General features: G+C 67.1%; 21 protein-coding genes. 12 read left to right on the top strand and 9 right to left on the bottom strand.

The window, feature by feature from the left end:
• Positions 1–32: 32 nt before the first annotated feature.
• Positions 33–1433 carry a helix-turn-helix domain-containing protein gene (locus tag ACFFF7_RS11010; RefSeq protein WP_379481401.1) on the bottom strand — a complete coding sequence of 467 codons (1401 nt, stop codon included), beginning with the start codon at positions 1431–1433 and terminating at the stop codon, positions 33–35.
• Positions 1434–1582: 149 nt separating this feature from the next.
• Between ACFFF7_RS11010 and ACFFF7_RS11005 the strand changes: the two genes are divergently transcribed.
• Both ACFFF7_RS11005 and ACFFF7_RS11000 read left to right on the top strand, forming a co-directional pair.
• The gene (locus ACFFF7_RS11005) at positions 1583–3178 is read left to right on the top strand and encodes an isocitrate lyase (RefSeq protein WP_379481400.1); all 1596 of its coding nucleotides are present in this window, start codon (positions 1583–1585) and stop codon (positions 3176–3178) included.
• A gap of 110 nt (positions 3179–3288) precedes the next feature.
• Complete coding sequence (locus tag ACFFF7_RS11000) at positions 3289–3465, top strand: hypothetical protein (protein WP_379481399.1); 177 nt, start codon at positions 3289–3291, stop codon at positions 3463–3465.
• Here the strand turns inward: ACFFF7_RS11000 and ACFFF7_RS10995 are convergent.
• The 4 genes from ACFFF7_RS10995 to ACFFF7_RS10980 form a co-directional block, all read right to left on the bottom strand.
• Positions 3462–4157, bottom strand: coding sequence for a TSUP family transporter (locus ACFFF7_RS10995; RefSeq protein WP_379481850.1), 696 nt, complete (start codon positions 4155–4157; stop codon positions 3462–3464). The two genes, ACFFF7_RS11000 and ACFFF7_RS10995, sit on opposite strands and share 4 nt — an antisense overlap.
• Positions 4158–4239: 82 nt before the next feature.
• Positions 4240–4590, bottom strand: coding sequence for a hypothetical protein (locus tag ACFFF7_RS10990; protein ID WP_379481398.1), 351 nt, complete (start codon positions 4588–4590; stop codon positions 4240–4242).
• 30 nt (positions 4591–4620) lie between these two features.
• Positions 4621–6624: a threonine--tRNA ligase gene (thrS, locus tag ACFFF7_RS10985; protein WP_379481397.1), complete on the bottom strand. Its 2004-nt coding sequence runs from the start codon at positions 6622–6624 to the stop codon at positions 4621–4623.
• Positions 6625–6857: 233 nt separating this feature from the next.
• Positions 6858–8504 (bottom strand): alkaline phosphatase D family protein, encoded by a 1647-nt coding sequence (locus tag ACFFF7_RS10980; protein WP_379481396.1) that lies wholly within the window; start codon positions 8502–8504, stop codon positions 6858–6860.
• A gap of 155 nt (positions 8505–8659) precedes the next feature.
• Here ACFFF7_RS10980 and ACFFF7_RS10975 point away from each other — a divergent pair, with 155 nt between their 5' ends.
• The 7 genes from ACFFF7_RS10975 (at position 8660) to ACFFF7_RS10945 (ending at position 17657) form a co-directional block, all read left to right on the top strand.
• A complete protein-coding gene (locus tag ACFFF7_RS10975) occupies positions 8660–9082 on the top strand; it encodes a hypothetical protein (RefSeq protein ID WP_379481395.1) in 423 nt (140 codons plus the stop codon).
• On the top strand, positions 9079–9270 hold the full coding sequence (locus tag ACFFF7_RS10970) for a helix-turn-helix transcriptional regulator (protein WP_379481394.1): 192 nt from the start codon (positions 9079–9081) through the stop codon (positions 9268–9270). The genes ACFFF7_RS10975 and ACFFF7_RS10970 overlap by 4 nt, the downstream gene beginning before the upstream one ends.
• A gap of 25 nt (positions 9271–9295) precedes the next feature.
• The gene (locus tag ACFFF7_RS10965; RefSeq protein WP_379481393.1) at positions 9296–10213 is read left to right on the top strand and encodes an alpha/beta fold hydrolase; all 918 of its coding nucleotides are present in this window, start codon (positions 9296–9298) and stop codon (positions 10211–10213) included.
• A gap of 52 nt (positions 10214–10265) precedes the next feature.
• Complete coding sequence (locus tag ACFFF7_RS10960) at positions 10266–10997, top strand: alpha/beta fold hydrolase (protein ID WP_379481392.1); 732 nt, start codon at positions 10266–10268, stop codon at positions 10995–10997.
• Positions 10998–11008: 11 nt separating this feature from the next.
• Complete coding sequence (locus tag ACFFF7_RS10955) at positions 11009–11857, top strand: tetratricopeptide repeat protein (RefSeq protein WP_379481391.1); 849 nt, start codon at positions 11009–11011, stop codon at positions 11855–11857.
• A complete protein-coding gene (locus tag ACFFF7_RS10950; RefSeq protein ID WP_379481390.1) occupies positions 11854–12843 on the top strand; it encodes an LLM class flavin-dependent oxidoreductase in 990 nt (329 codons plus the stop codon). Before ACFFF7_RS10955 ends, ACFFF7_RS10950 begins: the two co-directional genes overlap by 4 nt.
• Before the next feature lie 131 nt (positions 12844–12974).
• The gene (locus ACFFF7_RS10945; RefSeq protein ID WP_379481389.1) at positions 12975–17657 is read left to right on the top strand and encodes an NAD-glutamate dehydrogenase domain-containing protein; all 4683 of its coding nucleotides are present in this window, start codon (positions 12975–12977) and stop codon (positions 17655–17657) included.
• Here the strand turns inward: ACFFF7_RS10945 and queG are convergent.
• The gene (gene queG, locus ACFFF7_RS10940; RefSeq protein ID WP_379481388.1) at positions 17654–18724 is read right to left on the bottom strand and encodes a tRNA epoxyqueuosine(34) reductase QueG; all 1071 of its coding nucleotides are present in this window, start codon (positions 18722–18724) and stop codon (positions 17654–17656) included. The genes ACFFF7_RS10945 and queG overlap by 4 nt on opposite strands.
• 68 nt (positions 18725–18792) lie before the next feature.
• Here queG and ACFFF7_RS10935 point away from each other — a divergent pair, with 68 nt between their 5' ends.
• From ACFFF7_RS10935 to ACFFF7_RS10925, 3 genes are all read left to right on the top strand, one after another.
• Positions 18793–19761 (top strand): ABC transporter ATP-binding protein, encoded by a 969-nt coding sequence (locus ACFFF7_RS10935; protein ID WP_379481387.1) that lies wholly within the window; start codon positions 18793–18795, stop codon positions 19759–19761.
• The gene (locus ACFFF7_RS10930; protein ID WP_379481386.1) at positions 19758–21032 is read left to right on the top strand and encodes an ABC transporter permease; all 1275 of its coding nucleotides are present in this window, start codon (positions 19758–19760) and stop codon (positions 21030–21032) included. The genes ACFFF7_RS10935 and ACFFF7_RS10930 overlap by 4 nt, the downstream gene beginning before the upstream one ends.
• A 107-nt stretch (positions 21033–21139) precedes the next feature.
• On the top strand, positions 21140–22477 hold the full coding sequence (locus ACFFF7_RS10925; protein ID WP_379481385.1) for a cytochrome P450: 1338 nt from the start codon (positions 21140–21142) through the stop codon (positions 22475–22477).
• Between the two features lie 5 nt (positions 22478–22482).
• Here ACFFF7_RS10925 and ACFFF7_RS10920 read toward each other — a convergent pair whose 3' ends face one another.
• Genes ACFFF7_RS10920 through ACFFF7_RS10910 form a run of 3 tightly spaced genes read right to left on the bottom strand, consistent with a single transcriptional unit; the run spans position 22483 to position 26269 of the window.
• Positions 22483–24255, bottom strand: coding sequence for a hypothetical protein (locus ACFFF7_RS10920; RefSeq protein WP_379481384.1), 1773 nt, complete (start codon positions 24253–24255; stop codon positions 22483–22485).
• Positions 24252–24659 carry a GtrA family protein gene (locus tag ACFFF7_RS10915; RefSeq protein ID WP_379481383.1) on the bottom strand — a complete coding sequence of 136 codons (408 nt, stop codon included), beginning with the start codon at positions 24657–24659 and terminating at the stop codon, positions 24252–24254. The genes ACFFF7_RS10920 and ACFFF7_RS10915 overlap by 4 nt, the downstream gene beginning before the upstream one ends.
• A gap of 14 nt (positions 24660–24673) precedes the next feature.
• Positions 24674–26269, bottom strand: coding sequence for an NAD(P)/FAD-dependent oxidoreductase (locus ACFFF7_RS10910; protein WP_379481382.1), 1596 nt, complete (start codon positions 26267–26269; stop codon positions 24674–24676).
• Positions 26270–26309 lie beyond the last annotated feature (40 nt).

Raw genomic sequence — 26309 nt, 5'->3', positions numbered from 1 at the left:
ACTCCTGCGATGCCACGAAAGGCGCTGCCGCTCTAGCCCTCGTCGAACGCAAAGGGCGCAATCGTGCGCCGGGTATCATCGTCGAGGATCTCGCGCCCGACCGGGGGCACGGCCCGCGCGGCGCAGGCCGGGCGATTGCACAGGCGGCAGGTCACCCCGATCGGGGTTGCCTCCACCGTGCGAGGATCGCTGCCGCGCGCATAGACGAGCTGCGGCGCGTGTTCGGCGGCACAGGCCAGGGCAATCGCCCGGGTCACGCGCGGCCGGTCCCAGCTGCCGCCGCCGGCCGATACGGTCCGGGCGATCGAGAAGAAGCGCTGGCCATCGGGCAGGTCGAGGAACTGGGTCACCACCTCGCCGGGGGTGCGAAACACCGAATGGACTGACCACAACGGACAGCCGCCGCCATGCGCGGCGAAGGGAAAGCCCGCCCCGTCGAGCCGTTTGGATACATTGCCGGCGGGATCGACGCGGATGAAGAAGAAGGGAATGCGCAGCTGGCCCGGCCGGCCCAAGGTGGTCAGGCGGTGCGCGACCTGTTCGAAGCTGGCCCCGAACTGCCGGCTCAATGCTTCGACGTCATAGGCCCGCGCTTCGACCGCGCGCGCGAAGCGGTCGTAAGGCATCAGGATTGCCGCCGCGCCATAGGCCGCCAGTGCCCGCCGCACCAGGCTGGTCGCGGTCGGGCTGGCAAAGGCCTCCTGGGCCATGGTTGCGGCGATCTCGCGCTTCAGTGACACGTAGGCGACATGGCTGGCGACCTGAAAGGCGCGACTGGCTCCGTCCAACGTATCGTCGATCAGCAGTTGGCTGTTGTGGCGGTCGTGGCGGCGCAGCGCGTCCATCATCACATCGGGGGGCAGGTAGCGCACCCTGAGGCCGTGTTCGGCGCGCAGCCATTCGGTCATCGATCCCGCCCGGGCAATGGCGGCGGCAAGCTCTTCGGCCTTGGTGTCGATCGCGTGGAAATAGTTGCGGTGCTGGGCAACGAAGCGGCGCGCTTCGGCCACCGGGTCGCTCGCCCGCTCCGCTCCCGGAGCCTCGCGCTGTTCGGCGAGTGCGCGCTGTTCGCGGTTGTAGGCACCGTGGAGCCGCAGCAGCGCTTCGCTGACTCCGGGAAAGCTGGTCGCCAGATCGGCGACTTCCAGCGCCGGCAGATCGATATCGGCAAACAGCGGATCACGCAGCACCTGGCCGATGCGGCGGGCATAGTCCTCGCTGTCGTCACCGGCGAACTCACCCAGATCGAGCCGGTAGCTGCGCGTCAGGCGGACCAGCAGGTCGGCAGTGAGCGGGCGCTGGTTGCGTTCGAGCAGCGCGACATAGCTGGGCGAGATTCCCAGATCGCCGGCCATGGCCTGCTGGGTCAGTCCCAGTTCGCGGCGCAGCCGGCGCAGCCGCGGGCCGAGGTAAAGGGGGCGCGATTCGCTCATTTGCGCCTTTTGTCATGTCTGCACAGCTTTACAAGGAATAGTTGTAAGGTTTGACAAGTCGACTCTGCAGACCCTTCACCGCAGTGCAGCAAAGCGCCATCCCCGGGCCATGACGCGGCCCGGCGGCCGCTTTCACGGGAACGAAGACCATGACCTATCAGCAGACCATCGCCGACGCCGACAAGCAGATCGCGCCCAATGCCGCCAACTGGAGCGGGATCGATGCGACCAGCGTCGCCCGCATGCGCCTGCAGAACCGCTTCCAGACCGGGCTCGACATCGCGCGCTACACCGCTGCGATCATGCGCCGCGACATGGCCGCCTATGATGCCGATCCGGCCCAGTACACCCAGTCGCTGGGCTGCTGGCACGGCTTCATCGGCCAGCAGAAGATGATTTCGATCAAGAAGCACTTCGGCACCACCAAGGGCCGCTACCTGTACCTGTCGGGCTGGATGGTCGCCGCGCTGCGCAGCGAATTCGGCCCGCTGCCCGACCAGTCGATGCACGAAAAGACCAGCGTTCCGGCGCTGATCGAAGAGCTCTACACCTTCCTGCGGCAGGCCGATGCGCGCGAGCTGGGCATGCTGTTCCGCGATCTCGACGCCGCCCGCAATGCCGGGGACGAGGTCAAGGCCAAGCAGATCCAGACCGCGATCGACAATCACGAAACCCACATCGTCCCGATCGTTGCCGACATCGATGCCGGCTTCGGCAATGCCGAGGCGACCTATCTGCTGTCGAAGAAGATGATCGAAGCGGGTGCCTGCTGCATCCAGATCGAGAACCAGGTCTCGGACGAAAAGCAGTGCGGCCACCAGGACGGCAAGGTCACCGTGCCGCACGAGGACTTCATCGCCAAGATCCGCGCGGTGCGTTACGCCTTCATGGAACTCGGCGTCGAAGACGGCGTGATCGTCGCGCGCACCGACTCGCTCGGCGCCGGCCTGACCAAGCAGATCGCCTTCACCCGCGAAGCTGGCGACATCGGCGACCAGTACAACAGCTTCCTCGATTGCGAAGACGTCGATGCGGCGAACCTGGGCCACGGCGACGTGCTGATCAGCCGCGACGGCAAGCTGGTGAAGCCCAAGCGGCTTGCCTCGAACCTGTTCCAGTTCCGCGCCGGCACCGGAGAAGACCGCTGCGTTCTGGACTGCATCAACAGCCTGCAGAACGGCGCCGACCTGCTGTGGATCGAAACCGAAAAGCCGCATATCGGCCAGATCGGCGGCATGGTCAGCCGCATCCGCGAAGTCATTCCCAATGCCAAGCTGGTCTACAACAACAGCCCCAGCTTCAACTGGACGCTCAATTTCCGCCAGCAGGTGTTCGATGCATGGGCCGAAGCCGGCAAGGATGTGAGTGCCTATGACCGGGCGAAGCTGATGAGCGTCGACTATGACGGCACGGCGCTGGCTGACGAGGCTGATGAACGCATCCGCACCTTCCAGCGCGATGCCGCGGCGCAGGCGGGGATCTTCCACCACCTGATCACCTTGCCGACCTATCACACCGCGGCGCTCAGCACCGACAACCTGGCCCGCGAATACTTCGGCGATCAGGGCATGCTGGGCTACGTCAAGAACGTCCAGCGCGCCGAAATCCGTCAGGGCATCGCTTGCGTCAAGCACCAGAACATGAGCGGCAGCGACATCGGCGACGATCACAAGGAATACTTCGCCGGCGAAGCCGCGCTGAAGGCCGGTGGTTCGGCGAACACGATGAACCAGTTCGCGGCTTAGTCCGCACACCATCTTCCTGGGGAGGAAGTTTGGCCCGTCACGCGCCCCTTTCGCGTGGCGGGCCAAGTCTGTTTACGCTTCGGTAAGGGCAGCGCGGCCATAACGGGGACATGGCCCAGGCTCTCACTCTCGCTGCCCGTCAGGCAATCCAGCTTTCGCCCGAAGCGACACGCCGGGCGATGCTTTATACCTGCGCCTTGGCGCTGATCGGTGCCGGCTATTTCGCCCCGGCCGCGGCTGCCAGCACCGCGTGCCTTGCAAGCAAGGCCTTCGCCGCCTCAGTCTAGGTCTGCAGCAGGCGCCACAGCGCCGCTGCCGCCGCCAGCCCCAGCACTGCTCCAGTGAAACTGCGCCACGCGGTTTCGCCGATCCGGCCGAAGGCCTTGTGGCCGAGCCAGTTGCCCAGCAGTACGGCCGGAAACAGCGCTGCGCCCAGCAGCGGCCCGCGCCAGGTTGCAACGCGCAGCACCAGCGCCGAGACGACCCCGGCCAGCGAAGTGGCCAGGAAGATCGTCATCATCGATGCGCGGGCCAGCCCCGGCGGGATCGCCCGGCGCAGGTAATAGGGAACGACCGGCGGGCCGGGCATTCCGGCAAACCCGGTCAGCACGCCGGAAACCAGACCGGTTGCTCCGGTTTCCGCCACGCCCGGCAAATGATGCGCGGGCCGCTTGGGCAACAGCACCAGCACGAACGAACCCAGCGCGATCAGTGCGATGAGCAGCCGCGCCAGAGCAGGATCGGTCACAGCCAGCAGCCACACGCCAAGCGGGGTTGCCAGCACAGCAAGCGCGGAAATGGTGAAGGCACTGCGCTCGCTCTGTCCGATAATGGTCTTGAGCCCGACCAGCCCGATCAGCAGGCCAAGCCAGTTGGCGACAACAACCGCCTCGCGCGGAGGTACTGCCAGGCCCAGCACCGGGACCAGCAGGATAGCCATGCCGAACCCGGCCAGTCCGCGCACGAAGGCCGCCGCCAGCGCCGCGGCCAGTGCGATGGCAATCTGGGCGGGGGTCAGTCCGGCAAAAAGAATGAGGCAAACTCCCGGTCGTAAATGGCGATCACAGGCCGGCCTTCATCGCGATGGCCCGGACCGTCACCATGTGGAACGCCGCGATCGCGAGATTGCTGAGCACGACAGGGTTGGCCAGCGTTCCGACAGTGACCGGCGTAGTGACCTTGTAGAGGATCTGCACGACCAGCAGTGCCGCGACCATGGCCGGAACCGGTCGGAACAGCAGTCCGGCTGAAACCAGCAGGATCGCCAGGTAGATCGACAGCAGGATCCCCCGCGCCGGGCTGGGCGGGCCATAGGCGCTGGCCGTCCACCCCGCGCCGGCCAGCAGGCTGCCGCAGACCGGGACCAGCACGGCAATGTTGAGGACCAGCGAAGCCTTGATCAACGTTTCCATCGTCCCCCCCTTGTCCGGCGTGCCGGCCGCTCAGCCGACGCGCAAATCCGGCGGGGTCGCCTCCGCGGTCAGCAGGGCGATCGCCTCGGCCAGCGGCATAACCTTCTGGTGCTCGGCGCCAAGTGTCCGAAGGGCCACGGTGCCTTCATCGGCCTCGCGCTTTCCGACAACAAGAAGGTGCGGGACCTTCTTGAAGCTGTGATCGCGGACCTTGTAGTTGATCTTCTCGTTGCGCATGTCGGTTTCGACCCGGATACTCGCTGCCGCCAGCTGGCGGGTGACCTCCGCAGCATAGGGATCGGCATCCGAGACGATCGTCGCCACCACCGCCTGGGTCGGGGCGAGCCACACCGGCAGCTTGCCGGCGTAGTGTTCGATCAGGATGCCGATGAAGCGCTCATAGGAGCCGAAGATCGCGCGGTGGAGCATCACCGGGCGGTGCTTCTCGCCGTCCTCGCCGATGTAGCTGGCGTCGAGCCGTTCGGGCAGCACCCGGTCGGACTGGATCGTGCCGACCTGCCAGGTCCGCCCGATCGCATCGGTCAGGTGCCATTCCAGCTTGGGGGCATAGAACGCGCCTTCGCCGGGCAGTTCTTCCCAGCCATACTCCTCGGTCGCCAGGCCGGCGTCGATCACCGCCTGGCGCAGTTCCTGTTCGGCCTTGTCCCAGTCGGCATCGCTGCCGAAGCGTTGCTCGGGGCGCAGCGCCAGCTTGACCGCATAGGTGAAGCCGAAGTCGCGATAAACGCGGTCGGCCAGTTCGCAAAAGCTGCGCACTTCGCCGACGATCTGGTCTTCGCGGCAGAAAATGTGGCCATCGTCCTGGGTGAACTGGCGCACCCGCATCAGCCCGTGCAGCGCGCCGTGCGGTTCGTTGCGGTGGCAGCAGCCATTCTCGACCAGGCGCAACGGCAGATCACGGTAGCTCTTGATCCCCTGGCGGAAGATCAGCACGTGGGCCGGGCAGTTCATTGGCTTGAGCGCCATCCAGTCGCCCTCGCCGCTGATCACCGGGCCGTCGTCCTCGGTGTTCGGAACCTCGTCGGGGATCACGAACATGTTGGCGCGGTACTTGCCCCAGTGGCCGGACTGTTCCCACTGGCGGGCGTCCATTACCTGCGGCGTCTTCACTTCCTTGCACCCGGCGCCCTGCACCGCGCGGCGGATGTAATCCTCCAACTCGCGGTAGATGACATAGCCCTGAGGGTGCCAGAAAACGCTGCCATGCGCTTCGGCCTGAAGGTGGAACAAGTCCATTTCCTGGCCCAGCTTGCGGTGATCGCGTTTGGCCGCTTCTTCCAGGCGCAGCAAGTGCGCGTCGAGCTGCTTCTTGTTCAGCCAGCCGGTGCCATAGATGCGCGTCAGCTGCGCATTCTTCTGGTCGCCGCGCCAATAGGCGCCGGCGACGCGCATCAGCTTGAACGCCTGCGGATCGAGCTTGCCGGTGCTGGGCAGATGCGGCCCACGGCACATGTCGAGCCAGTCGTCTCCCGACCAGTAGACCGTCAGCTCCTCGCCCTCGGGCAATTCGCGCGCCCATTCGGCCTTGAAGCTTTCGCCCTCGCCCGACCACTTGTCGATCAGTTGCTGGCGGCTCCACACCTCGCGGCGCAGCGGCTTGTCGGCCTTGATGATCGCCCGCATCTTGTCCTCGATAGCGGGCAGGTCCTCCATGCTGAACGGCGCGCGGCTGGCCGGGGCCATGACGTCGTAATAGAAGCCGTCGTCGGTCGCCGGACCAAAGGTGATCTGCGTGCCGGGCCAGAGCGCCTGGACCGCTTCGGCCAGAACGTGGGCGAAGTCGTGGCGCGCCAGTTCCAGCGCGTCGGCCTCGTCGCGATTGGTCACCAGCGCCAGCGCGGCATCGCCGCTGAACGGCCGGGTCAGATCGACCAGTTCGCCATCGATACGCGCGGCGATCGCCGCCTTGGCCAGGCCGGGGCCGATTGCCGCGGCGACGTCAGCCGGGGTCGATCCAGCCGGCATTTCGCGGACGGAACCATCGGGCAGGCTGATCTTCAGGACTTCGGACATGGGAGTACTCTCGAACGATTTGGCGCGCTTTGGCACAAGCCGTCACGCACCGGAAGGGGCGGCGTCGATCGTTTCGGCAGGTTCGGAAGGAGACGCCAGCCGCCCGAACCCGGACGGCGGTGCGCCTTGGCCGTCAGGCCGCAGCCACCCGCCCCGGGAATGCCCGGGTGGTAGTAGTAGTCAGCGGCAAGGCGTAGCGCAGTGTCATCGCCTCCGCCGCTAGCAGGCAAACCTTACGAAGTCGAATACTTCCGCTGCCCGGCCAGCACCGTCATCCGCTTGGTCCCCGCCAGAGCCGTGCCCTTTTGCCGGACATTGGACATGAAGCGCCACTCGCTGCTGGCCGCCGCCGGGGTGAGTTCGACCGCCATGTAGCCGCGCTGCGCGGTGTCGCACCATTTGAGCTGCGGATTGAGCCCGACCAGCTCGGCGGCCAGATCGGCGGGCTGCTTCCACGGCAGGGACTGTTCGGCCCCCGGCGAGGTGACCGAATGGCCGCCCATTTCGACCCCGACCCGCGCGCCCTTGCGGTCGAGATCGAAGGCCCAGGCGTTGTGGCTGTCGCCCGACAACACGACCAGATTGGCCCCCGCTTCAAGGCTGGCTTTGTAGAGCCGGTCGCGCGCGGCGGGATAGCCGTCCCACGCGTCCATGTTGAAGGGCAGCCCCTCGTGCGCCGCAGTAACCGTGGTGTTCAGGCGCTGACGCAGCCAGTCGGCGGCGGTCGCGGGCAGGCCGTCGATCACGCCGTCGGGCAAGGCCAGCGACCCCATCACCACTTCCTGGCCCAACACCTGCCACGGCTTGCGCGCCTTGACCGAGGCTTTGAGCGCCGCGCCCAGCCAGGCTTCCTGCTGCGCGCCGAGCAGGGTCCGGTCGGCCGCCTGCCAGGCCCCGTCGCGGAACGTGCGCAGCGCCGCATCGACCGCGCCGGGCGCCGCGGCCTTTGCCGCGCCCACCAGGTCGAGCTGCTGGCTGCGCGCAAGGTGACGGCTTTCGAGCCGAAACAGCGTGGCGAGATCGCCGATCTCATACGTGGCGTAATAGTCGTCCGACACCGGCATCCATTCGCGGTAAGCCTGTTCGGCCAGCCGCTTGCGCGTCTGCCAGTCGCCTTCGCCCGGCTGGTGGTTCTCGGCCCCGCCCTGCCAGGTGTCGTTGGCCACTTCGTGATCGTCCCACATCGCGATCATCGGCAGGACCTGGTGGATCCGCTGCAGATCGGGATCGGCGCGGTAGGCGGCAAAACGTTCGCGGTACCCCGCCAGGGTCACCGCCTCGTCGAGCGGCGATTCGCGTCCGGGCATGACCTGCTTGGCGCTGGGATATTCGCCGCGATGATATTCATAGAAATAGTCACCGAGGTGCATCGCCAGGTCGAAGTCGCCCGCTTCGGCGGCATGGGCATAGGCGTTGAAGAAGCCGAACCCCATGTTCGAGCACGAGAACACCGCCATGCGAAAGCGCGCGACTTTGCCGCTGGGCAGGGTGCGGGTGCGGCCGACATCGGACAACGAACCGTCCGGCGCGATGAAGCGGTAGAAGTACCAGGTGCCGGGGTTGAGCCCGGTCGCCCAGGCCTTGGCACAGCCGTCGCTGGCCGGAGAAGCGGAAACGGTCCCGCCGCTGACGACACGGGTGAAGTCGGCGCTGTCCGACACTTCCCAGCGCAGCGCGGTGTCCGCCGGCGCTACAAAGCGCGTCCACAGCAGCACCCGGTCCGCCCCCGGCTCGCCGCTCGCCACCCCGTGGGTGAACCCGCGCGGCAAGCCCGCCGCGGCCAGCGGCATACCCAGCGCAGCCACGCCGAGCGTTCCCGCCGCCAGCAACTGGCGCCGGCTGGCGGTGATCCGGGCGGTGGAAGGCGGCAATTCTGACATGGTGTTCTCCTGGCAAGTGCGCGGGACACTAACGCAGGCAAATGACACTGCAATGGCGATCATCGACAAGCTTGCGCGTCATTATGTCAATGGTACTTGACACAATCGCGAATCGTTCGTAAAGTGTCCTTGTCATTCAGACAAAGGAGCTTTCCATGTCCACCAAGATGTCCCCAGCCGCCCGGCGCTATACCCTGCGGCTTGCGGTGCTGATGACGATCTATGTCGCCACGCTGTTCTTCGCCAAATGGATGTTCAAGCATCAGCTGGCCCACGGCGCGCTGGCCTATGCCCTGGCGATCCTGCCGGGCCTGCCGATCATCGGCGTGTTCTGGGCCGTGATGCGGCTGATCGTCGAAGAGAAGGACGAATTCGTCCGCCTGCTCCACGTCCGTCAGGCGTTGGTCGCTACCGGCTTCTGCCTGACCGTGATGACGGTATGGGAATGGCTCCAGAATTTCGACCTTGTCGCCCCCGGCAACGGCGGGTTCGGCGCGGCGTTCTTCTGGTTTGCCGGGCTGGGCGTCGGCGCGCTGTACAACCGGCTGACCCTGGGCACGAGCGGGGACTGCGCATGAACAACCGGCTCAAGGTGCTGCGCGCCGAGCGCAACTGGAGCCAGCAGGATCTGGCCGACCGCCTTGAAGTGTCGCGCCAGAGCGTGAACGCGATCGAGACCGGCAAGTACGATCCCTCGCTTCCCCTCGCCTTCCGCATCGCCGACCTGTTTGAACTTCGCATCGAAGACATCTTTCAGCGCGACTGACCGCGCCCACGTAAAGGACACTGACATGAAACGCCTGATCGCCGCCTGCGCGGCCACCCTTTCGCTCGCCCTGCTGACCTCCGCCATGCCGACCCAGGCCCGCCCCGCAGTATCCGCACCTGCCGAACAGCGCTTTGATCACATCTCAGTGGTGCGCCATGGCCAGAACGGCAGCGCGGTGATCCTGATCCCCGGTCTCGCCACGCCGCGCGCGGTGTGGGACGGGGTTGCGAGCGACCTCGCCAGGACGCACCGCGTCTATCTGATCCAGGTCAACGGCTTTGGCGGCGACGCCCCCGGCAAGAACCTCGACGCGCCGGTCCTTGACGGCGTGGTCGCCGATCTGCACCGGCTGATCGAACGGGAGAAGCTGCAAGGCGCGGCGGTGGTCGGTCATTCGCTGGGCGGGCTGACCGCGCTGCTGCTCGGCCGGGACCACCCCAAGGATGCCGGACGGCTGATGATCGTCGATGCCTTGCCGTTCTTCGGCGTGCTCGCCGTGCCGCCGGGCAGCGAGGCCAGCGTCGCTGCCGTCGAGCCGATGGCGCGGGCGATGCGCGACGGGGTTGCGGCAACCTATGGCAAGCCCGCCGATCGGGCAGTGATCGATCGCCAGACCACCGGGATGACGCGCGATCCGGCCGCGACCGCGCTGGTCCGCGCCTGGGCGCCCAAGGCTGATGCGCGGGTCACCGCGCGGGCGATGTACGAGGACATGACCACCGATCTGCGCGGCGATCTACCGCGGATCTCCGCACCGATCACGCTGGTCTACCCGTGGGCCCAGGGGCGCTTCACCGCAGAGCAGACCGCCGCGTTCTATGCCGCGCAGTTTCGCGGCGCGCGTACCTTCAAGTCGGTCGAGGTGCGCGATTCCGCGCATTTCGTGATGCTCGACCAACCCAAGGCCTTCGTCGCAGCGCTGGCCGATTTCCTGCGCTGACGGTTGCAAGCAAAGGCTCCCGCGCGCAGGACAGGTGCAAGGGAGCCTCTGCTTGACCACGACCTTTCACGACCTGCCCGACGGCCGCCGCATCGCCTATCGCCACAGGGTCGGCACCGAACCGACGCTGGTGTTCCTGCCCGGCTACATGTCCGACATGGCGGGGAGCAAGGCGAGCGCGGTGTTCGACTGGGCGGCGGCGCAGGGCCGGGCCTGCCTGCTGCTCGACTATTCGGGCTGCGGCGAGAGCCCGGGCGATTTTGCCGAGGGCACCTTGACCCGCTGGCGCGACGAGGTGGCGGCGCTGATCGAGGCGCAGTGCCCCGGCAAGGCGGTGCTGATCGGCTCCTCGATGGGCGGCTGGCTGATGCTGCTCGTGGCGCTGGCCATGCCCGAGCGGATTGCGGCGCTGGTCGGCATCGCCGCCGCCCCGGACTTTACCGCCTGGGGCTTCAGCGACGAGCAGCAAGCCGAACTGCTCGCCGGCGAAACCGTGTTCGAGGAAAACGCCTATGGCCCCCAGCCGACACCGACCTTTCCCCGCTTCTGGAACGATGGCCAGGCCCAGCTGCTGCTGGGCCGCGACATCGCGCTGACATGCCCGGTGCGGCTGCTCCACGGCCAGTGCGATCCCGACGTGCCGTGGCAGCTTTCGCTCGACCTCGCCGCGGCGCTGCGTTCAGCCGACGTGCAGGTGACCCTGATCAAGGACGGCGACCATCGCCTGTCGCGCGACGCAGACATCGCCGTGCTGCTGGACACCCTGTCCGCGCTGGCCAGATAACGGAACCGCCCATGCCGCTGCCCCTTGCCGCCCTGCTCCCGCTGCTCGCCCAGATCGGCCCGACCGGAACCCAGATCCAGGCTCCGCTGGAAATGCCCAAGCACAAGTCGGTGCTGGTCCAGCCTGTCACCCCGCCGAGTCCAGCGGCGACGCGGCTGAACGAGTGCCTGACCCTGGCGCGGAACGAGCCCACTGCCGCTGTTGACGTGGCCGAGGCCTGGCGCAACAGTCTGAAGGGCTCGCAGCGCGCCGCGCCGGGCCACTGCCTGGGCCTGGCGCTGACCGGGCTGGCGCGGTGGAATGACGCCGAGGCTGCCTTTACGGCTGCCCGTGACGATACCCCCGCGAACGAGCGCGCCGACCGCGCGCGGCTGGGGGCGATGGCCGCCAATGCTGCGCTGGTCGAAGGTGGACCGGACCGGGCCCTGGCCCTGCTCGACACCGCGCACGGCGAAGCGCTGGGCGCGGGCGATGCCCACCTCGCCGCCGAAGTGGCAATCGACCGGGCCCGCGCGCTGGTCGCCCTCAAGCGCGACAACGAGGCCGCCGCCGCCCTGACCGAAGCCCGCGCCGGTGCGCCGGAGAACGCGGTCGGCTGGCTGCTCTCGGCCACGCTGCTGCGTCGCCAGGGCAAGCTGGGCGAGGCCCAGGGCTATATCGAAAAGGCCGCGGCGATCACCCCGCTCGACCCCGAGGTCGGGCTTGAAGCGGGGGTCATCGCCGTGCTCGGCGGGCGCGACGCCGCGGCGCGGCGCAGCTGGCAATCGGTGATTGCCGCCGCGCCGGGCAGCGACAGTGCAAAAACCGCCAAGCAATACCTTGACCAACTGGGGCCTGACGCCGCACCATCGTCCCGGTGATCGCGCTTTCCGTCCTCGACCTGGTTCCCGTCCGCGAAGGCTCCGGCCCGGCCGAAGCGCTGGCCGAGACCGCGCTGCTGGCCCGGGCGGCCGAAGCGGCGGGCTACAAGCGGTTCTGGGTGGCCGAACATCATGCGATGGACGGGGTGGCTGGCGGGGCGACCGCCGTGGTGCTGGCCCATGTCGGCCATGCCACCGCGACGATCCGCATCGGTTCGGGCGGGATCATGCTGCCCAATCACAACCCCTTCGTCATTGCCGAACAGTTCGGAACGCTTGACGCGCTGTTTCCCGGGCGGGTCGACCTGGGCCTTGGCCGTGCCCCGGGTGCCGACCCGCGCATTGGCCAGGCGCTGCGCCGCGATCTTGGCCGGGTGTCCGAGATGTTCCCCCAGGACGTGGTCGAGCTGCGCGCACTGCTGACCGGCGAGCCCGACATCGGCCTGCGCGCCACGCCGGGATACGGCGCCCGGCCCGAGCTGTGGATGCTGGGATCGAGCACCTTCGGCGCGCAGCTCGCCGCTGCGCTAGGCCTGCCCTATGCCTTCGCCTCGCACTTCGCGCCGGACCTGCTTGACCAGGCGCTGGAGGTCTACCGCCGCCAGTTCCGCCCCTCGCCGACGCTCGACAAGCCGCACGTCATGGTGGCGATGAACGTCATTGCCGCCGACAGCGACGAAGAGGCGGCGCTGCTCTGCACGTCGATGGACCAGAGCTTTGTCGCATTGCGCAGCGGGACGCCGGGCAAGTTCAAACCGCCGGTGCCGGGCTATCGCCAGACCCTGCCGCCCAGCGCGCTCGCCATGCTGGAACACATGCGCCAGGTCAGCGCGATCGGCGCCCCCCGAACCGTAGCCGATGGCATTGCCAAGGTGATCGAACGGACCCGCGCCGACGAGCTGATTGTCTCGGGCGCGACCTACGATCCCGCCGCCAGACGGCGGTCGCTGGCGCTGACTGCGAAAGCCCTGGGCATGATTCCCTAGGGGCTAACCGGTTGCAGTGGTGACTAGTTGCTCCTAGGGTCGAATTGCACGTCACGTAAAATTGCTGCATAAGACAGCAACAATCTAACAAGCAGGATGAGGTGGCCGCGGCTGCCTGAGGAGCACTTGCGATGCAATCGAAAACCGCCAGCAACGGCATCCCGGCTGGCCTTGCCAAGGCCATGGCGGAGCGCCTGTCCGCGTCGATGTTGCCGGGCGATGCGCCCTTCGCCGCAGGCGAACTTGACCGCGCCGCCGACTTCGTCCTGACCGCGGCATTGCAGCGCAAGGGCAGCGATCCGGCGATCCTGCTCGAATCGGTTTCAGGCAGTGCCAGCGAACGCTTCATGCGGATCGCCGCGATCAACGACGACATGCCCTTCCTGGTCGATTCGATTGCCGCGGCGATTGCCGCTCACGGCCTGGCGATCGACCGCCTGATCCACCCGGTGGTCCCGGTCCGCCGCGACGGCGACGGGCGTCTGACCGCAATCATCGACGGCGATGCCGCCGGCGAGAAGCGCGAATCGATGGTCTATATGGAAGTGCAGCGCGGCGATGCCCGGCTCCGCCGCCAGATCGAGCAGGCGCTGTCCGCGACCCTGGCCGATGTCCGCGCTGCGGTGGCCGACTGGCCGCGCCTGCAGGACGCGATGGCCGCCGATGCCGATGCCTGCAGCGATAGCGAAGGCGCGGCGCTGCTGCGCTGGTTCAAGGACGGCATGCTGACCCAGCTGGGCCACGTCACCCGCCACCGCGATGGCAGCCAGAGCGACGCCCTGGGAATCTGCCGCAAGAGCGCCAAGGCACTGCTCGGCCCCAAGTCCTATGACCGCGCCTTCGCCTGGTTCGACAGTGCCCGCAAGGGCGGCCACGTCCCGCTGGTGGTCAAGTCCAACGTGACCAGCACGGTACACCGCCAGACCCCACTCGATCTGTTCATCCTGCCGGTGATCGAAAAGGGCCGCGTCAGTGCGCTGTCGGTCCACGCCGGGATCTGGACCAGCGCCGCGCTGGCCGCGCCGCCGATGCAGGTGCCGCGGTTGCGCTCGCAGCTGGCCGACCTGGGCAAGCGCTTCGGCTTTTCCCCGCAGGGCCACGCCGGCAAGGCACTGGTCCATGCCCTCACCGCGCTGCCACATGATGTCCTGATCAGCTTTACCGACGCCGATATCGAGCGCGTCGCGACCATGGCGATGAGCCTGACCGACCGCCCCCGGCCCAAGCTGGCACTGGTCTCGGCGCCGCTGATGCGGCACCTCTTTGCCTTTGTCTGGTTGCCGCGCGATACAATGTCGACCGGCACCCGGCTGCGCATCCAGGCCCGCCTGGTCGAGGCATGCAATGCCCCGGTGCTGGACTGGAGCACCGAGATCGAAGGCAGCCTGGCGCTGCTGCGCTTCGTGCTCGACCTACCCGAAGTGGCGCACATTCCCGACGAGTCCGGGCTGGATGCCGAATTGCAGGCCATGCTGCGCGGCTGGGCCGAAGCGGTTGAGAGCGAGATCGCGTCAAGCGAGGAGCCGAGCCGCGCCGCCGCCATCGCGCTACGTCATGCCGAGGCGTTTCCGCTGGCCTATCGCACCGAATACGGCGCAGCCGAAGCCGCGCTCGACATTGCGCGCCTGCGGCGGGTCGCCGGTGACGGTGAAGCCGGGCCGCACCGCGCGACGCGGCTGCACCAGATGGCTGGCGATGGCCCGGGCCAGCTGCGGATGAAGCTGTACCAGCGGCACGGAGCGCTGGCGCTGTCCGACGTGGTCCCGGCGCTGGAAAACTTCGGCTTCCGGGTGATCGAGGACGTCCCGACCGATCTCGACGAAGGACGGCTGGGAACGATCCACGATTTCATCCTTGCCTTGCCTGGCGGACTGGAACCTGCCGCGCTGATGGCGCGGTCCGAAGCGATCGAGGCCGCCGTGGCCGACGTCCTCAATGGCGCCGCCGAGGACGATCCGTTCAACCGGCTGATCACCGCAGTCCCGCTCCGTGCCGAGGAAGCCAACTGGCTGCGCGCACTGTACCGCTATCTGCGCCAGGCCGGAGTCAACTTCTCGATCGCCACGGTTGTCGATGCCTTGCAGCACGCCCCGGTGGTCACCAAGGGGCTGGTCGAGCTGTTCGTCGCCCGCCACGATCCCGCCTTCCGCGGCGACCGCGCCAAGGGTGAGACCCATGCCCAGGCGACGATTCGCGACGGCCTGGCCCAGGTCTCCGCAATCAACGACGACCGCCTGCTGCGCCAGTACCGCGCCGTGGTCGAAGCCACGCTGCGGACCAATGCCTTCGCCCCCGCCGGGGCCGAAGCGCTGGCCTTCAAACTCGATTCCGCGCTGATCCCGGGCCTGCCCAAACCGCTGCCGTGGCGCGAGATCTTCGTCTATTCGCGCCGGGTCGAAGGCATCCACCTGCGCGCCGGGCCGGTCGCCCGCGGCGGGCTGCGCTGGTCCGACCGGCGCGACGACTTCCGCACCGAGGTGCTCGGCCTGATGAAGGCCCAGCGCGTCAAGAACGCCGTCATCGTCCCCACCGGAGCCAAGGGCGGGTTCTATCCCAAGCAGCTGCCCGATCCGCGCGCCGACCGCGACGGCTGGCTGGCTGAAGGCAAGGAAAGCTACAAGGTCTTCATCCGCACCCTGCTGTCGATCACCGACAACATCGTCGGGACCAAGGTGGTCCACCCGGCCAAGGTGGTGATCCGCGACGGCGAGGATCCTTATTTCGTGGTGGCCGCCGACAAGGGCACGGCGACCTATTCCGACACCGCCAATGGCCTGGCCGAAGACATCGATTTCTGGCTGGATGACGCCTTCGCCAGCGGCGGGTCCAAAGGCTATGACCACAAGGCGATGGGCATCACCGCCAAGGGCGCGTGGCTTTCGGTGCAGCGCCACTTCCTGGAAATGGGCGTCGATGTGCAGGCCGATCCGGTCCGCGTCGCCGGCTGCGGCGACATGTCGGGCGATGTCTTCGGCAACGGCATGCTGCTGTCCAAGGCGATCAAGTTGGTTGCGGCCTTCGATCACCGCCACATCTTCCTCGATCCCGCGCCCGATGCGGCCAAGAGCTGGCAGGAACGCGCGCGGATGTTCGCGCTGCCGCGATCGAGCTGGGACGATTACAACAAGAAGCTGATCTCGAAAGGCGGCGGAGTCTTCGCCCGCAGTCTGAAAGACATTCCGTTGTCGCCGGAAGTGCAGGCCATGCTCGGGCTCGAGCAGGCCAGCATCGATCCCGACAGCCTGATCACCGCGATCCTCAAGGCCGAGATCGACCTGCTGTGGTTCGGCGGGATCGGCACCTATGTGAAATCCTCGGCCGAGAACAACGTCCAGGTCGGCGATCCCGCCAACGATGCCTTACGCATCAACGGCGAGGATTTGCGCGCACGGGTGATCGGCGAGGGCGCCAATCTGGGCTGCACCCAGGCCGGGCGGATCGAGTTTGCCTTGAACGGAGGCCGGATCAACACCGACTTCATCGACAATTCCGCCGGGGTCGATTGCAGCGACAATGAGGTCAACATCAAGATCGCACTGGCCAGCGCCAAGCGTGCCGGGCGGCTGAGCGAAGCGGCGCGGGTCAAGCTGCTCGAAGCAATGACCGACGATGTGTCCGACATCGTGCTCGAGGACAACCGGCTGCAGGCATTGGCGCTGTCGATCGCCCAGGCCGGGGGCAGCAGCGCGATGGGGTCGCACCTGCGGCTGACCGAATCGCTGGAAAGTTCGGGCCATCTCGATCGCAAGACCGAAGGCCTGGCCGAGAACGACGCCCTGCTGCGCCGGGCGATGGACGGCCACGGACTGACCCGGCCCGAGCTCGCCGTGCTGCTGTCCAGCGCCAAGCTGGCGCTGCAGGACGCGCTTGAGCATTCGAACGTCGTCGACGATCCGGGGCTGGCCGACGAAGTGATCGCCAAGTTCCCGGTGGCGATGCGCACGAAGTTCAAGCGCGATATCCTGCACCACCGCCTGCGCCGCGAGATCATCGCGACGCGGCTCTGCAACCGCCTGGTCAACCGCCTGGGGCTGGTCCATCCCTTCGAGCTGGCCGAAGAGGAAGGCGCGACCCTGGCCCAGGTCACCGCCGCCTTCGTCGCGGTCGAGCAGTTGTTTGGCATGGACTCGGTGTGGCAGGCGATCGAAACCACCGCCATGCCCGAAGGCGCGCGGATCCTGCTGTTCGACCGCGCCGCAGCGATCATGACCGATCACATGGCCGACATGCTGCGCGCCGGCGGCGGGACGACTGCGCCGTCGAAGCTGATCCACCAGTTCGCCAGCGGAGTCACCGCGCTGTCGCACGATACCGAGGCGCTGTTGGCGAGCGAGGCCAAGACCCAGTCGGCCCGGATGCGCGCCGATCTGGTCGCCGCCGGCGCGCCCGAAGCCGTGGCCGCCATGGTCGCCAAGCTGTTCGACCTTGACGGGACGATCGGCCTGGCCCGCCTCGCCGCCGACTGCGGGGTTGCCGCCCGCGCGATTACCCAGGCCTTCACCCGGCTTGGCGCCGATCTCGGGCTCGACTGGGCGCAGGTCACCGCTGCGCGGATGAGTCCATCGGACCCGTGGGAGCGCCTGCTGGTCAATGGCCTGGCGCGCGACTTCCAGCAGATGCGGCTCGACTTCCTACGCCGGGCGATGGGCCGCAAGGGCGATCCTGCCGGTGCCGTCGCGCGCTGGACCGAGGTGCAGGCCGGGGCCATCCGCCAGTTCCGCACCGTCGTCGCGCGCGCCCAAGCCGCCGCGCCGGTGTCTCCGGCGATGCTCGCCCAGCTCGCCAGCCAGGCGCGCAACCTGCTGGCACGCTAAGCGGAAAGCTCCGCCAAGGCCCAGGCTGCGGCTTCGGCCACGACGGGATCGGGGTCTTCGATCAAGGCCGTGACTTGTGGCACAAGCGACACCTCCGCGCTGTTGCCCGCAGCGTAGAGGCAATTGCGCACGAACCGGTTGCGGCCGATCCGCTTGATCGGGGAGCCCGAGAACAGCCGGCGAAACCCGGCATCGTCGAGCGTCAGCAGCTCGGCGAGGCGCGGCGCGGTCAGCTCGGCGCGGGGAAGGAACGCCTTCATCCGGTGCGCGGTATCGGCGAACTTGTTCCACGGGCACACCGCCAGACAATCGTCGCAGCCATAGATGCGGTTGCCCAGCGCTTTGCGGAATTCCGGCGGTATCGCGTCCTTCAGCTCGATTGTCAGGTACGAAATGCAGCGCCGCGCATCGACCACGTAGGGGCTGGGGAAGGCGTCGGTCGGGCAGGCCTGCTGGCACGCGGTGCACGAACCGCAGTGGTCGGTCTCGGGCTCGTCGGGATCAAGTGCAAGCGTCGTATAAATCGACCCGAGGAATAGCCACGAGCCATGATCGCGGCTGACCAGGTTGCTGTGCTTGCCCTGCCAGCCCAGCCCAGCCGCCTGGCCCAGCGGCTTTTCCATGACCGGCGCGGTATCGACGAAGACCTTGACCCCGATCTCGCCCAGCCCGCGCATTGCCGCCGCGGCGACCAGCCAGCGGGCCAGCGCCTTGAGCGCCTTCTTGACCGTGTCGTGATAGTCCTGGCCCTGGGCGTAGACCGAGATGCGAGCGCGATCGCCCTGCCCCTCCAGCGCCAGCGGATCGAGCGCGGGGGCATAGCTCATCCCCAGGGCGATCACGCTTCTTGCTTCGTCCCACAGGCCTTCGGGACTGCGGCGGTGATGGGCGCGCGCCTCCATCCACGCCATGTCGCCGTGCATCCCGGCATCCAGCCAGGTCTGCAGCCGCGCAGCGCGCTCCGGATCTTCGCTAGCGACTGCGATGCCACACGCGGCAAAGCCCAGCCGGGCCGCTTCGGCCGCCAGATCATGCTTGAGCGCAGTGGCTGACGCGGAATTAACCAAACTTCCTGTTGCTCCTGTTCACCTGCACTCCATAGTGCGCCGTGATGATGAAGCTAGGGGAAGGTCCGATGACGAGCAACGCGGGCGATGCTGCCGGGCGTCCGCTCGCGATCGAAGCACGCGGACTGGTCAAGCGGTTCGACGGGATCACCGCAGTCGACGGTGTCGACCTGGCTGTGCCCGAAGGCGCGATCTACGGCATCCTTGGTCCCAATGGCGCGGGCAAGACCACGACGCTGCGCATGCTGCTGGGGATCATCGATCCCGACGCCGGCGTGCGCCGCGTGCTCGGCCATGACCGCCCGCACGAAGTGGCCCATACCATCGGCTATCTGCCCGAAGAGCGCGGGCTCTACCCGGCGATGAAGGCCTATGAAGCGATCGCCTTTCTTGGCGCGCTGCGCGGCTTGCCGCTGGCCGAAGGGCGCAAGCGCGGCAAGGCGCTGCTGGAAGAACACGGGCTGGGCTATGCCGTCGACCGTCAGATCCGCCAGCTGTCCAAGGGTATGGCTCAGCAGGTCCAGCTGCTTGGCACGCTGGTCCACAATCCGCGGCTGGTGGTGTTCGACGAGCCGTTCTCAGGCCTCGACGCGCTTAACCAGGGCAAGCTGGAAAAGATGATCCGCGGCCTGGCGGCGCAGGGGACGACGGTAATATTTTCGACCCACGTCATCGCCCATGCCGAACGACTATGCGACGAAGTGGCGATCATCGCCGGAGGCCGGGTGCCTTTCGCCGGGCCGGTCGACGTGGCGCGTGACCGCATCCGTCCGCAGGTCCGGCTCGAGACGCGGGCCAACGACGGTCCGTGGCGCAGCGCCCTGCCCGGCGATGCGCGGCACGAGGGTGCGTTCTGGAACTTCAGCCTGCCCGAAAGCGGGATCGAACCGCTGCTGCGCGCGCTGATCGAGGGCGAGGCGGGGATCCTCTCACTGTCGATCGAACGCGCCGGACTGCACGATGCCTTCGTCGCCATTGCCGGCGAAGCGGCGGCGCGCGCGCTCGAACAGGACAGCCCCGAGGAGCCCGGCCGATGAGCACCCCGCCCCAGACCGGACGCCTTTCGACCCTGGCGGCCGCCTATATCATCGCGCGGCGCGATTTCGTCGCCAGCCTGTTTTCGCGCAGCTTCATCTTCTTCCTGCTCGGTCCGCTGTTCACGCTGATGGTCGGCGGCCTGGCCGGGGGGATCGGCGCGCGGGTCCAGCAGAATGTCGAGCGGCCCAAGCTAGGCATCGCGATGAGCGAATTCGACGTGATCGCGATGACCCGTGCCCGCCACGAACTGGCAGGGAAACTGGGCGGTGCCATCCCCGATCTGGTTGAGGTCAAGCGGCTCAAACCCGGCGAAAGCTTCGACCCGGCTGCGGCGATGCGCAATCCTTCGGCCAACCTGGGCGCGATCGTCAGCGGCACGCCCGCGGCGCCGGTGCTGACCGGTCCGCCCGGACGGATCGAGAACTGGCAAGGCCAGGTCGAGCTGATCGCCGCCGAAGCGACCGGCCAGGGGCCCACAACCTATCCGGCGGTGACGCTGGGCAAGCTGGCCCAGACCACCACCGCCGACACCCGGCAAGGCCACGTGGTCACCGCGCAGCTGGGCCAGGTCGTGCTGTTCCTGCTGACCATGCTGCTGGCGGGGATGGTCCTGTCCAACCTGGTCGAGGAAAAGGGCAACAAGATTATCGAAGTGCTGGCCGCCGCGATCGCGCTCGACGCGGTGTTTCTGGGCAAGCTGTTCTCGATGCTGGCGCTGTCATGGGCCGGACTGCTGGTCTGGGGGCTGTTCGGCGGGGTGATCTGGTTCGGCGGCGGACATTCGCTGAATGATTTCCCGCCCCCGGCGGTTGGCTGGCCGCTGTTCCTGGGGCTGGGCGTGATCTATTTCTCGCTCGCCTATCTGCTGCTCGGCTCCTTGTTCCTGACGATCGGTTCGATCGCCACGACGATCCGCGAAGTGCAGATGTGGTCGATGCCGATCTCGCTGCTGCAGATCCTCAATTTCTTCTTCGCCAGCTATGCCGTGGCCAAGCCGGGCAGCGTGGTCGAACTGATGGCAGCGATCGTTCCGTTCAGCTCGCCGCTGACCATGATCGCCCGCGCCGCACAGGATCCGAGGTTGTGGACCCACGCCCTGGCGATTGGCTGGCAAGTGCTGTGCGTCGCACTTCTGGTCCGCATCGGCGCGCGGTTGTTCCGCACCTGGGTAATGAAGAGCGGTCCGCAGGGAAGCGGCGGGCGGCGCCGCTGGTGGCACCGTCCGGCAGCTGCGGTAGCCGGAGTGGCGGATCGCGCGCTACCCGGCTGACCGTTACGCGTCGACGCTCGCACTTCTATTGACACGAAGGTAAGTTCGGCGGGATAAGTCTCTAGGAGAAACGCATCGCGCCACGACGCGTGCCGAGAGGAACAAACATGGCCACCCAAGCAACCGCGCCAGATCAAGCCTTCACCTATCGCCGTTCGCCCACCGCGACCGAGGCGTTTGAAGCCTGGCTGAAGGAGCACGGGCAGGAGCTGCCGAAACACACGGAAAAGTGTGATGTCAGCCGCAGCGACATCTATGTCGAGGACCGCTGGCAGCCGATCTTTGCCGAGATGCGGGCGCAGGCGCCGATCAACAAGGTCACCGACAGCCCCTATGGCGCCTACTGGAACGTGACCACGGTCAAGACGATCCAGCATGTCGAATCGCTGCCCGAGCTGTTCTCCTCGTCATGGCAGCACGGCGGCATCACGATCGGCGATCCGCCGCCAGAGGCGACCCAGGAACAGCTTGAGGAACGCCGCCTGCCGATGTTCATCGCGATGGACCGGCCCGAACATACCGGCCAGCGCCGCACCGTCGCCCCGGCTTTCACCCCGGGGGAGATTTCCTTCCTCGAAAAGGAAGTGCGCGCGCGCACCGCCGCCACGCTCGACGGCTTGCCGTTCGGCGAGCAGTTCGACTGGGTCGACAAGGTCTCGATCGAGCTGACCACCGGCATGCTCGCGATCCTGTTCGGCTTTCCGTGGGAAGACCGCCGCCTGCTGACCTTCTGGTCGGACTGGGCCGGCGATGTCGAACTGGGCCTGGCCCGCGGGCTGGAAGACATGCGCTTCGAGAACCTGCAGCAGATGGCGCACTATTTCAGCCGCCTGTGGGGTGAGCGGATGAACGCCGCGCCCAGCCGCGACCTGATCTCGATGATGATCCATTCCGACGCGATGAACCAGATGAGCCCGCAGGAGTTCATGGGCAACCTGGTGCTGCTGATCGTCGGCGGCAACGACACCACGCGCAACACCATGTCGAGCATCGTCCACGCGCTCGACAAGTTCCCCGACCAGCGCGAGCTGTTCGAAAAGGATCCCTCGGTGATCCCCAACGGGGTGCAGGAATGCATCCGCTATGCCACGCCGCTGGCCCATATGCGCCGCACCGCCACCGCCGATGCCGACCTGTTCGGCCATCAGATCAAGCAGGGCGACAAGCTGATCCTGTGGTACATCTCGGCCAACCGCGACGAGACGGTGTTCGACAATCCCGACAAGCTGATCCTCAACCGCGAGAACGCGCGCCGCCATCTGGCCTTCGGTTACGGCATCCATCGCTGCGTCGGGGCGCGGCTGGCCGAACTGCAGCTCAAGATCCTGATGGAAGAAATGCACAAGCGGCGGATGCGGGTGCGGGTCACCGGTGACGTCCAGCGTGTGCGCGCCAATTTCGTCCACGGCTTCCGCAAGCTGGAAACCACGATCGAGAAGTTCTGAGACAGCTAAGGCTGCCGCACTTCGAAGGTCAGCACACCGCTGTCCTTTGGCATAGCCACCGGGACCAGCCAGTCGGGCACCTGACCAGTGCTTAGCTGCGCGGCGAAGCCGTGCGGCGCCATAGAGCGATAAACGCCGACCTCATTGCCGGCGGGCGCCATGAACACATAGCGCACCCCGTGCCGGGCGAGGATCGTCCGGGCGACCGGCGGATCGACCAGGAATGCGGTCATCACGTCATGCATCGCCGGAGCGCCGCGATGGTGACCGGTGGCAACGACGCTGTGACGGGTGTTGAGCAAGAGCAGCGGCCCCTGGTCGAGCGGGGCGAAGACGGTGCCGCGCGGCAAGGCGGCGAGCGCGCGGACCGCGGTCATGGCATTGTCGCCGCCGGTTCCGGTGGCGCCGGCCTCACCGCTGTCCGCCTCCTCCGCGGTGCCGAGCAGCGAGTCGGCGAAATAGACCGGCATGGCCGGCATGACCAGAACCAGCAGCAGCGCGGCGATGCCCGCCTTGCGCGGCAGGCCCGGCGCGGATTCCAGCTGCGCCGCCAGCTTGCGCACCAGCCACGCCAGCGGAACCAGGGCAAAGGCGATGGCAAAGGCCATCGAACGCAGCACCAGCGATCCCAGCACCAGACTGCCGCACAGCACCAGCCCATAGGCAAACCAGCGCCGCCGGTCCTCCGCGCCGCCGCTGCGCCACAGCAGAAAGGTGGCGACCAGTCCGGCCAGCGGCGGGACGATCCACTGCGCCTTGGCCGGATTGTCGAGTGCCCACACCGGCATCGCTTCCAGCACGTTGCTCGCCCACATCGTCCGAAGCAGCGGATCGAGCGCGGCGAATGGTCCTGCACGGCACAGCGGGGCAATTGTGATCAGCGTGATCCCGGCGACGATGCTGCTCACGCCCAGTCCGGCAGCAATGGCAAAGGGCTTTTGCCCGGCGAAGCGCGCGGTCAGCACGCTGCCGACCGCGGCGATGGCCAGGCTGGCCAGATAGGCGGGCGAAATCGTATCGCAGTAATTGGTCAGATCGGGCCCGCGGGTCAGCGCGAAGCAGGCGATCGCGGTCAGCGCCAAGGCCGACATGAAACCGAGGAAGCGTTCGCTTTCGCCCGGACGGCGCAGCCAGTCGAGCGCCAGCACCGCGCCGAACAGCGCGGCCAGCGGCAACAGTTCCAGGCTGATCGTCATGCCCAGGGCCAGTGCCACGCCGGCGATCCAGCCGCCGCGCCGCGCGTCGGGATCGGTCAGGCCGAGCAGCGCCGCCACCGCGGCGACGATCTGCCAGCCATGGTGGTCGACGCGGGTCGGGAGGATCTGGGTGACAATCGGAAACGAGGTTCCGGCAAGCAGCGCCGCGTAGCCGATCAGCCGGTCATCGAACAGACGCCGGGACAGCACTGCCAGCAGATAGAGGATCGCGCCGAAGGTCAGCAGCGGGACGATCACTGTTGCCGCCTGTTCGGCAAGCGCCGCGCCGAGCAGCGGGCGCAGCAGCAATTCCACCGCCGCAAGCGGCAGGTCGACCAGCCTCGACCAGTGCATTACCACGCCCTGCGGCGGGTTCACTCGGTACTGGTGCAAATCGAACCAGCCTTGCCCTGCCAGCAGATCGCGGACCTGGACCAGGCGCAGGGTATCATCGGGATCGCCCTGGCGCAGCGCCGCGACATAGGGCCAGCGATAGAGCAGATAGAGCGCTGCAAAGCCCAGCCAGAACGGCAGAACGCGGCGCAGCAGCCCGGCCGGTGCCGGCACTGTCGGCGCCCTCATGCCCGCGCGCTGGCGCGAAACACCAGTCCGCGGCGCAGCAGCCAGTTCACCGTGAAGCTAACCGCAATCGCGACCAACTTGCCCAGGCGCGGGTCGGCGCCCAGAAAATCGGCGGCGCCGACGATGCCGGTGGTGACGCCAACCCCGAACATCGCCGAAAGCAGGAACAGCACTTTTTGCCGGGTCCGCTCAGGACCGGGGGCTGCCAAGCCATCGGTGAACACCGCGCGGCTTGACAGCAACCAGTGCGCGACAATGCCAAGCGAATAGCCGGCGCTTGCCGCCAGCGTCGGCGCGGTGCCGAAATGGAGCAGGGTCAGGAAGGTCACCATGTCCACCCCCAACGCCAGCAGGCTGGCGATGAAGTAGCGGACCAGGACAATGTCGGCGGCGCGGCGCAGCATGGCGGTCTGTCCGGTCAGGCAGCGTCGCGCTTGGCCGGGACAATCCGTTCGGGCACGTCGCGGACCGATGCCAGCGCGGCAGCCTGATCCTCGCTCACCTCGCGGCGCGGCGTTGCGGGCAGCACGCGCTCGGCTCCCTCGTCGCCGGCTTCGTGATACTCGGCATCCTCGTTGACGCACCAGGTGTCATAGATCCGCGAACCCGCCTTGATGTTCTCGACCGTCAGCATTGCGGTCATCATCGCGTGATCTTGGTTGTTATAACGGTGCATGCCATTGCGCCCGACCAGATGCAGCGTGGGATAGGTTGCTTCCAGCTCCTGACGCATTGCTGCGACATGGCTGGCGTAGTCCTCGTCATAGACCGGATAGGCTTTTTCCTGGCGGACGACGGCGCCGCCGATCACCTGATCGGCCGAAACCAGACCCAGCTGGGCGGTTTCGCGGGTGGCAAGCGCTATCAGATCGTCATCGGACATCGACCACAAGCCGTCGCCTTCGAAGCAGAAATATTCGAGGCCGACACAGGCGACCGAGGGATCGGGGACCATTTCGGGCGACCACGAACGGAAGTTCTGAATCCGGCCGACCTTGACCTTGCTGTCGTGAATATAGATCCAGTTGTCGGGGAACAGGTCATCGGACCGGATTTTGAGCGCCACGGTCAGGAAGTCGCGGTAGCGCAGTTCCTTGGCGTTGAGGCTGGTGTCGGGCAGCGGGTGCAGCCGCGCGGCCAGTTCGCGCATCGGGGCCGAGCTGATCGCGTGGCGGGCATTGATCACCACGTCGCCATCGGGCCCGGTCGCGGTCATGCGCCAGCCGCCCTGTCCGTCGCCGGCCAATTGCTTGAGCGCATGGCCCATCAGCACTTGCCCCTTGCCAGTGGCCAGGATCTTGTCGCGTGCAGCATCCCACATCATCCCGGGGCCCTGGCGCGGATAGCGGAAGGTTTCGAGCAGGGTCTTTACTTCCTGGCCGTCGTTGGGACGCTTGTTCAGCCCCAGGCTGCGCTTCAGCCCGTCGACGACGGCGCCCCACAGTGACAGGCCCTTGATCCGCTGGGCGGCCCAGTCGGCGCTCATTTCGTCGCAGGGCATGCCCCAGACCTTCTCGGTGTAGGTCTTGAAGAAGATCGAATAGAGCTTCCAGCCGAACTGGTTGACGGTCCAGTCCTCAAAGCTCTTGACCTGCTTGTTGGGGAATACCTGCGCCTTGGCGAAGCTCGCCATGCACAGGGTCGAGCGGATAATTCCGAGGTTCCACAGCGCCTCGAAGGCGCGCAGCGGGTACGAATAGAATTTGCCCTCGTAATAGATGCGGCTCATCCGTGGGCGCTGGATGAAGTCGTCGGGCAGAATCTCGTTCCAAAGGTCGACGACCTGCTGCGACTTGGAAAAGAAGCGGTGGCCGCCGATGTCGAAGCGGTAGCCCTCATGCTCAACCGTACGGCTGATCCCGCCGACATAGGTGGCGTCCTTTTCGATGATCGCCACCGACAATCCGGCCTTGGTCAGCAAGTAGCCGGCGGTCAGGCCGGCCGGCCCGGCACCGATGATCGCCACGTCAACCTGCGGCCCTGCGGCGCCCGAACCCGAAAATGAAGTAACCACGCGTGTGCCCCCGTCTGTAATCGAGGGCAGGAGTGAAGGA

It is taken from the genome of Novosphingobium aquiterrae (assembly GCF_042434435.1).
GTDB classification, from domain to species: domain Bacteria; phylum Pseudomonadota; class Alphaproteobacteria; order Sphingomonadales; family Sphingomonadaceae; genus Novosphingobium; species Novosphingobium aquiterrae.
The sequence above is the reverse complement of the archived record's forward strand: the minus strand, read 5'-3'. Positions and strand labels throughout refer to the sequence as shown.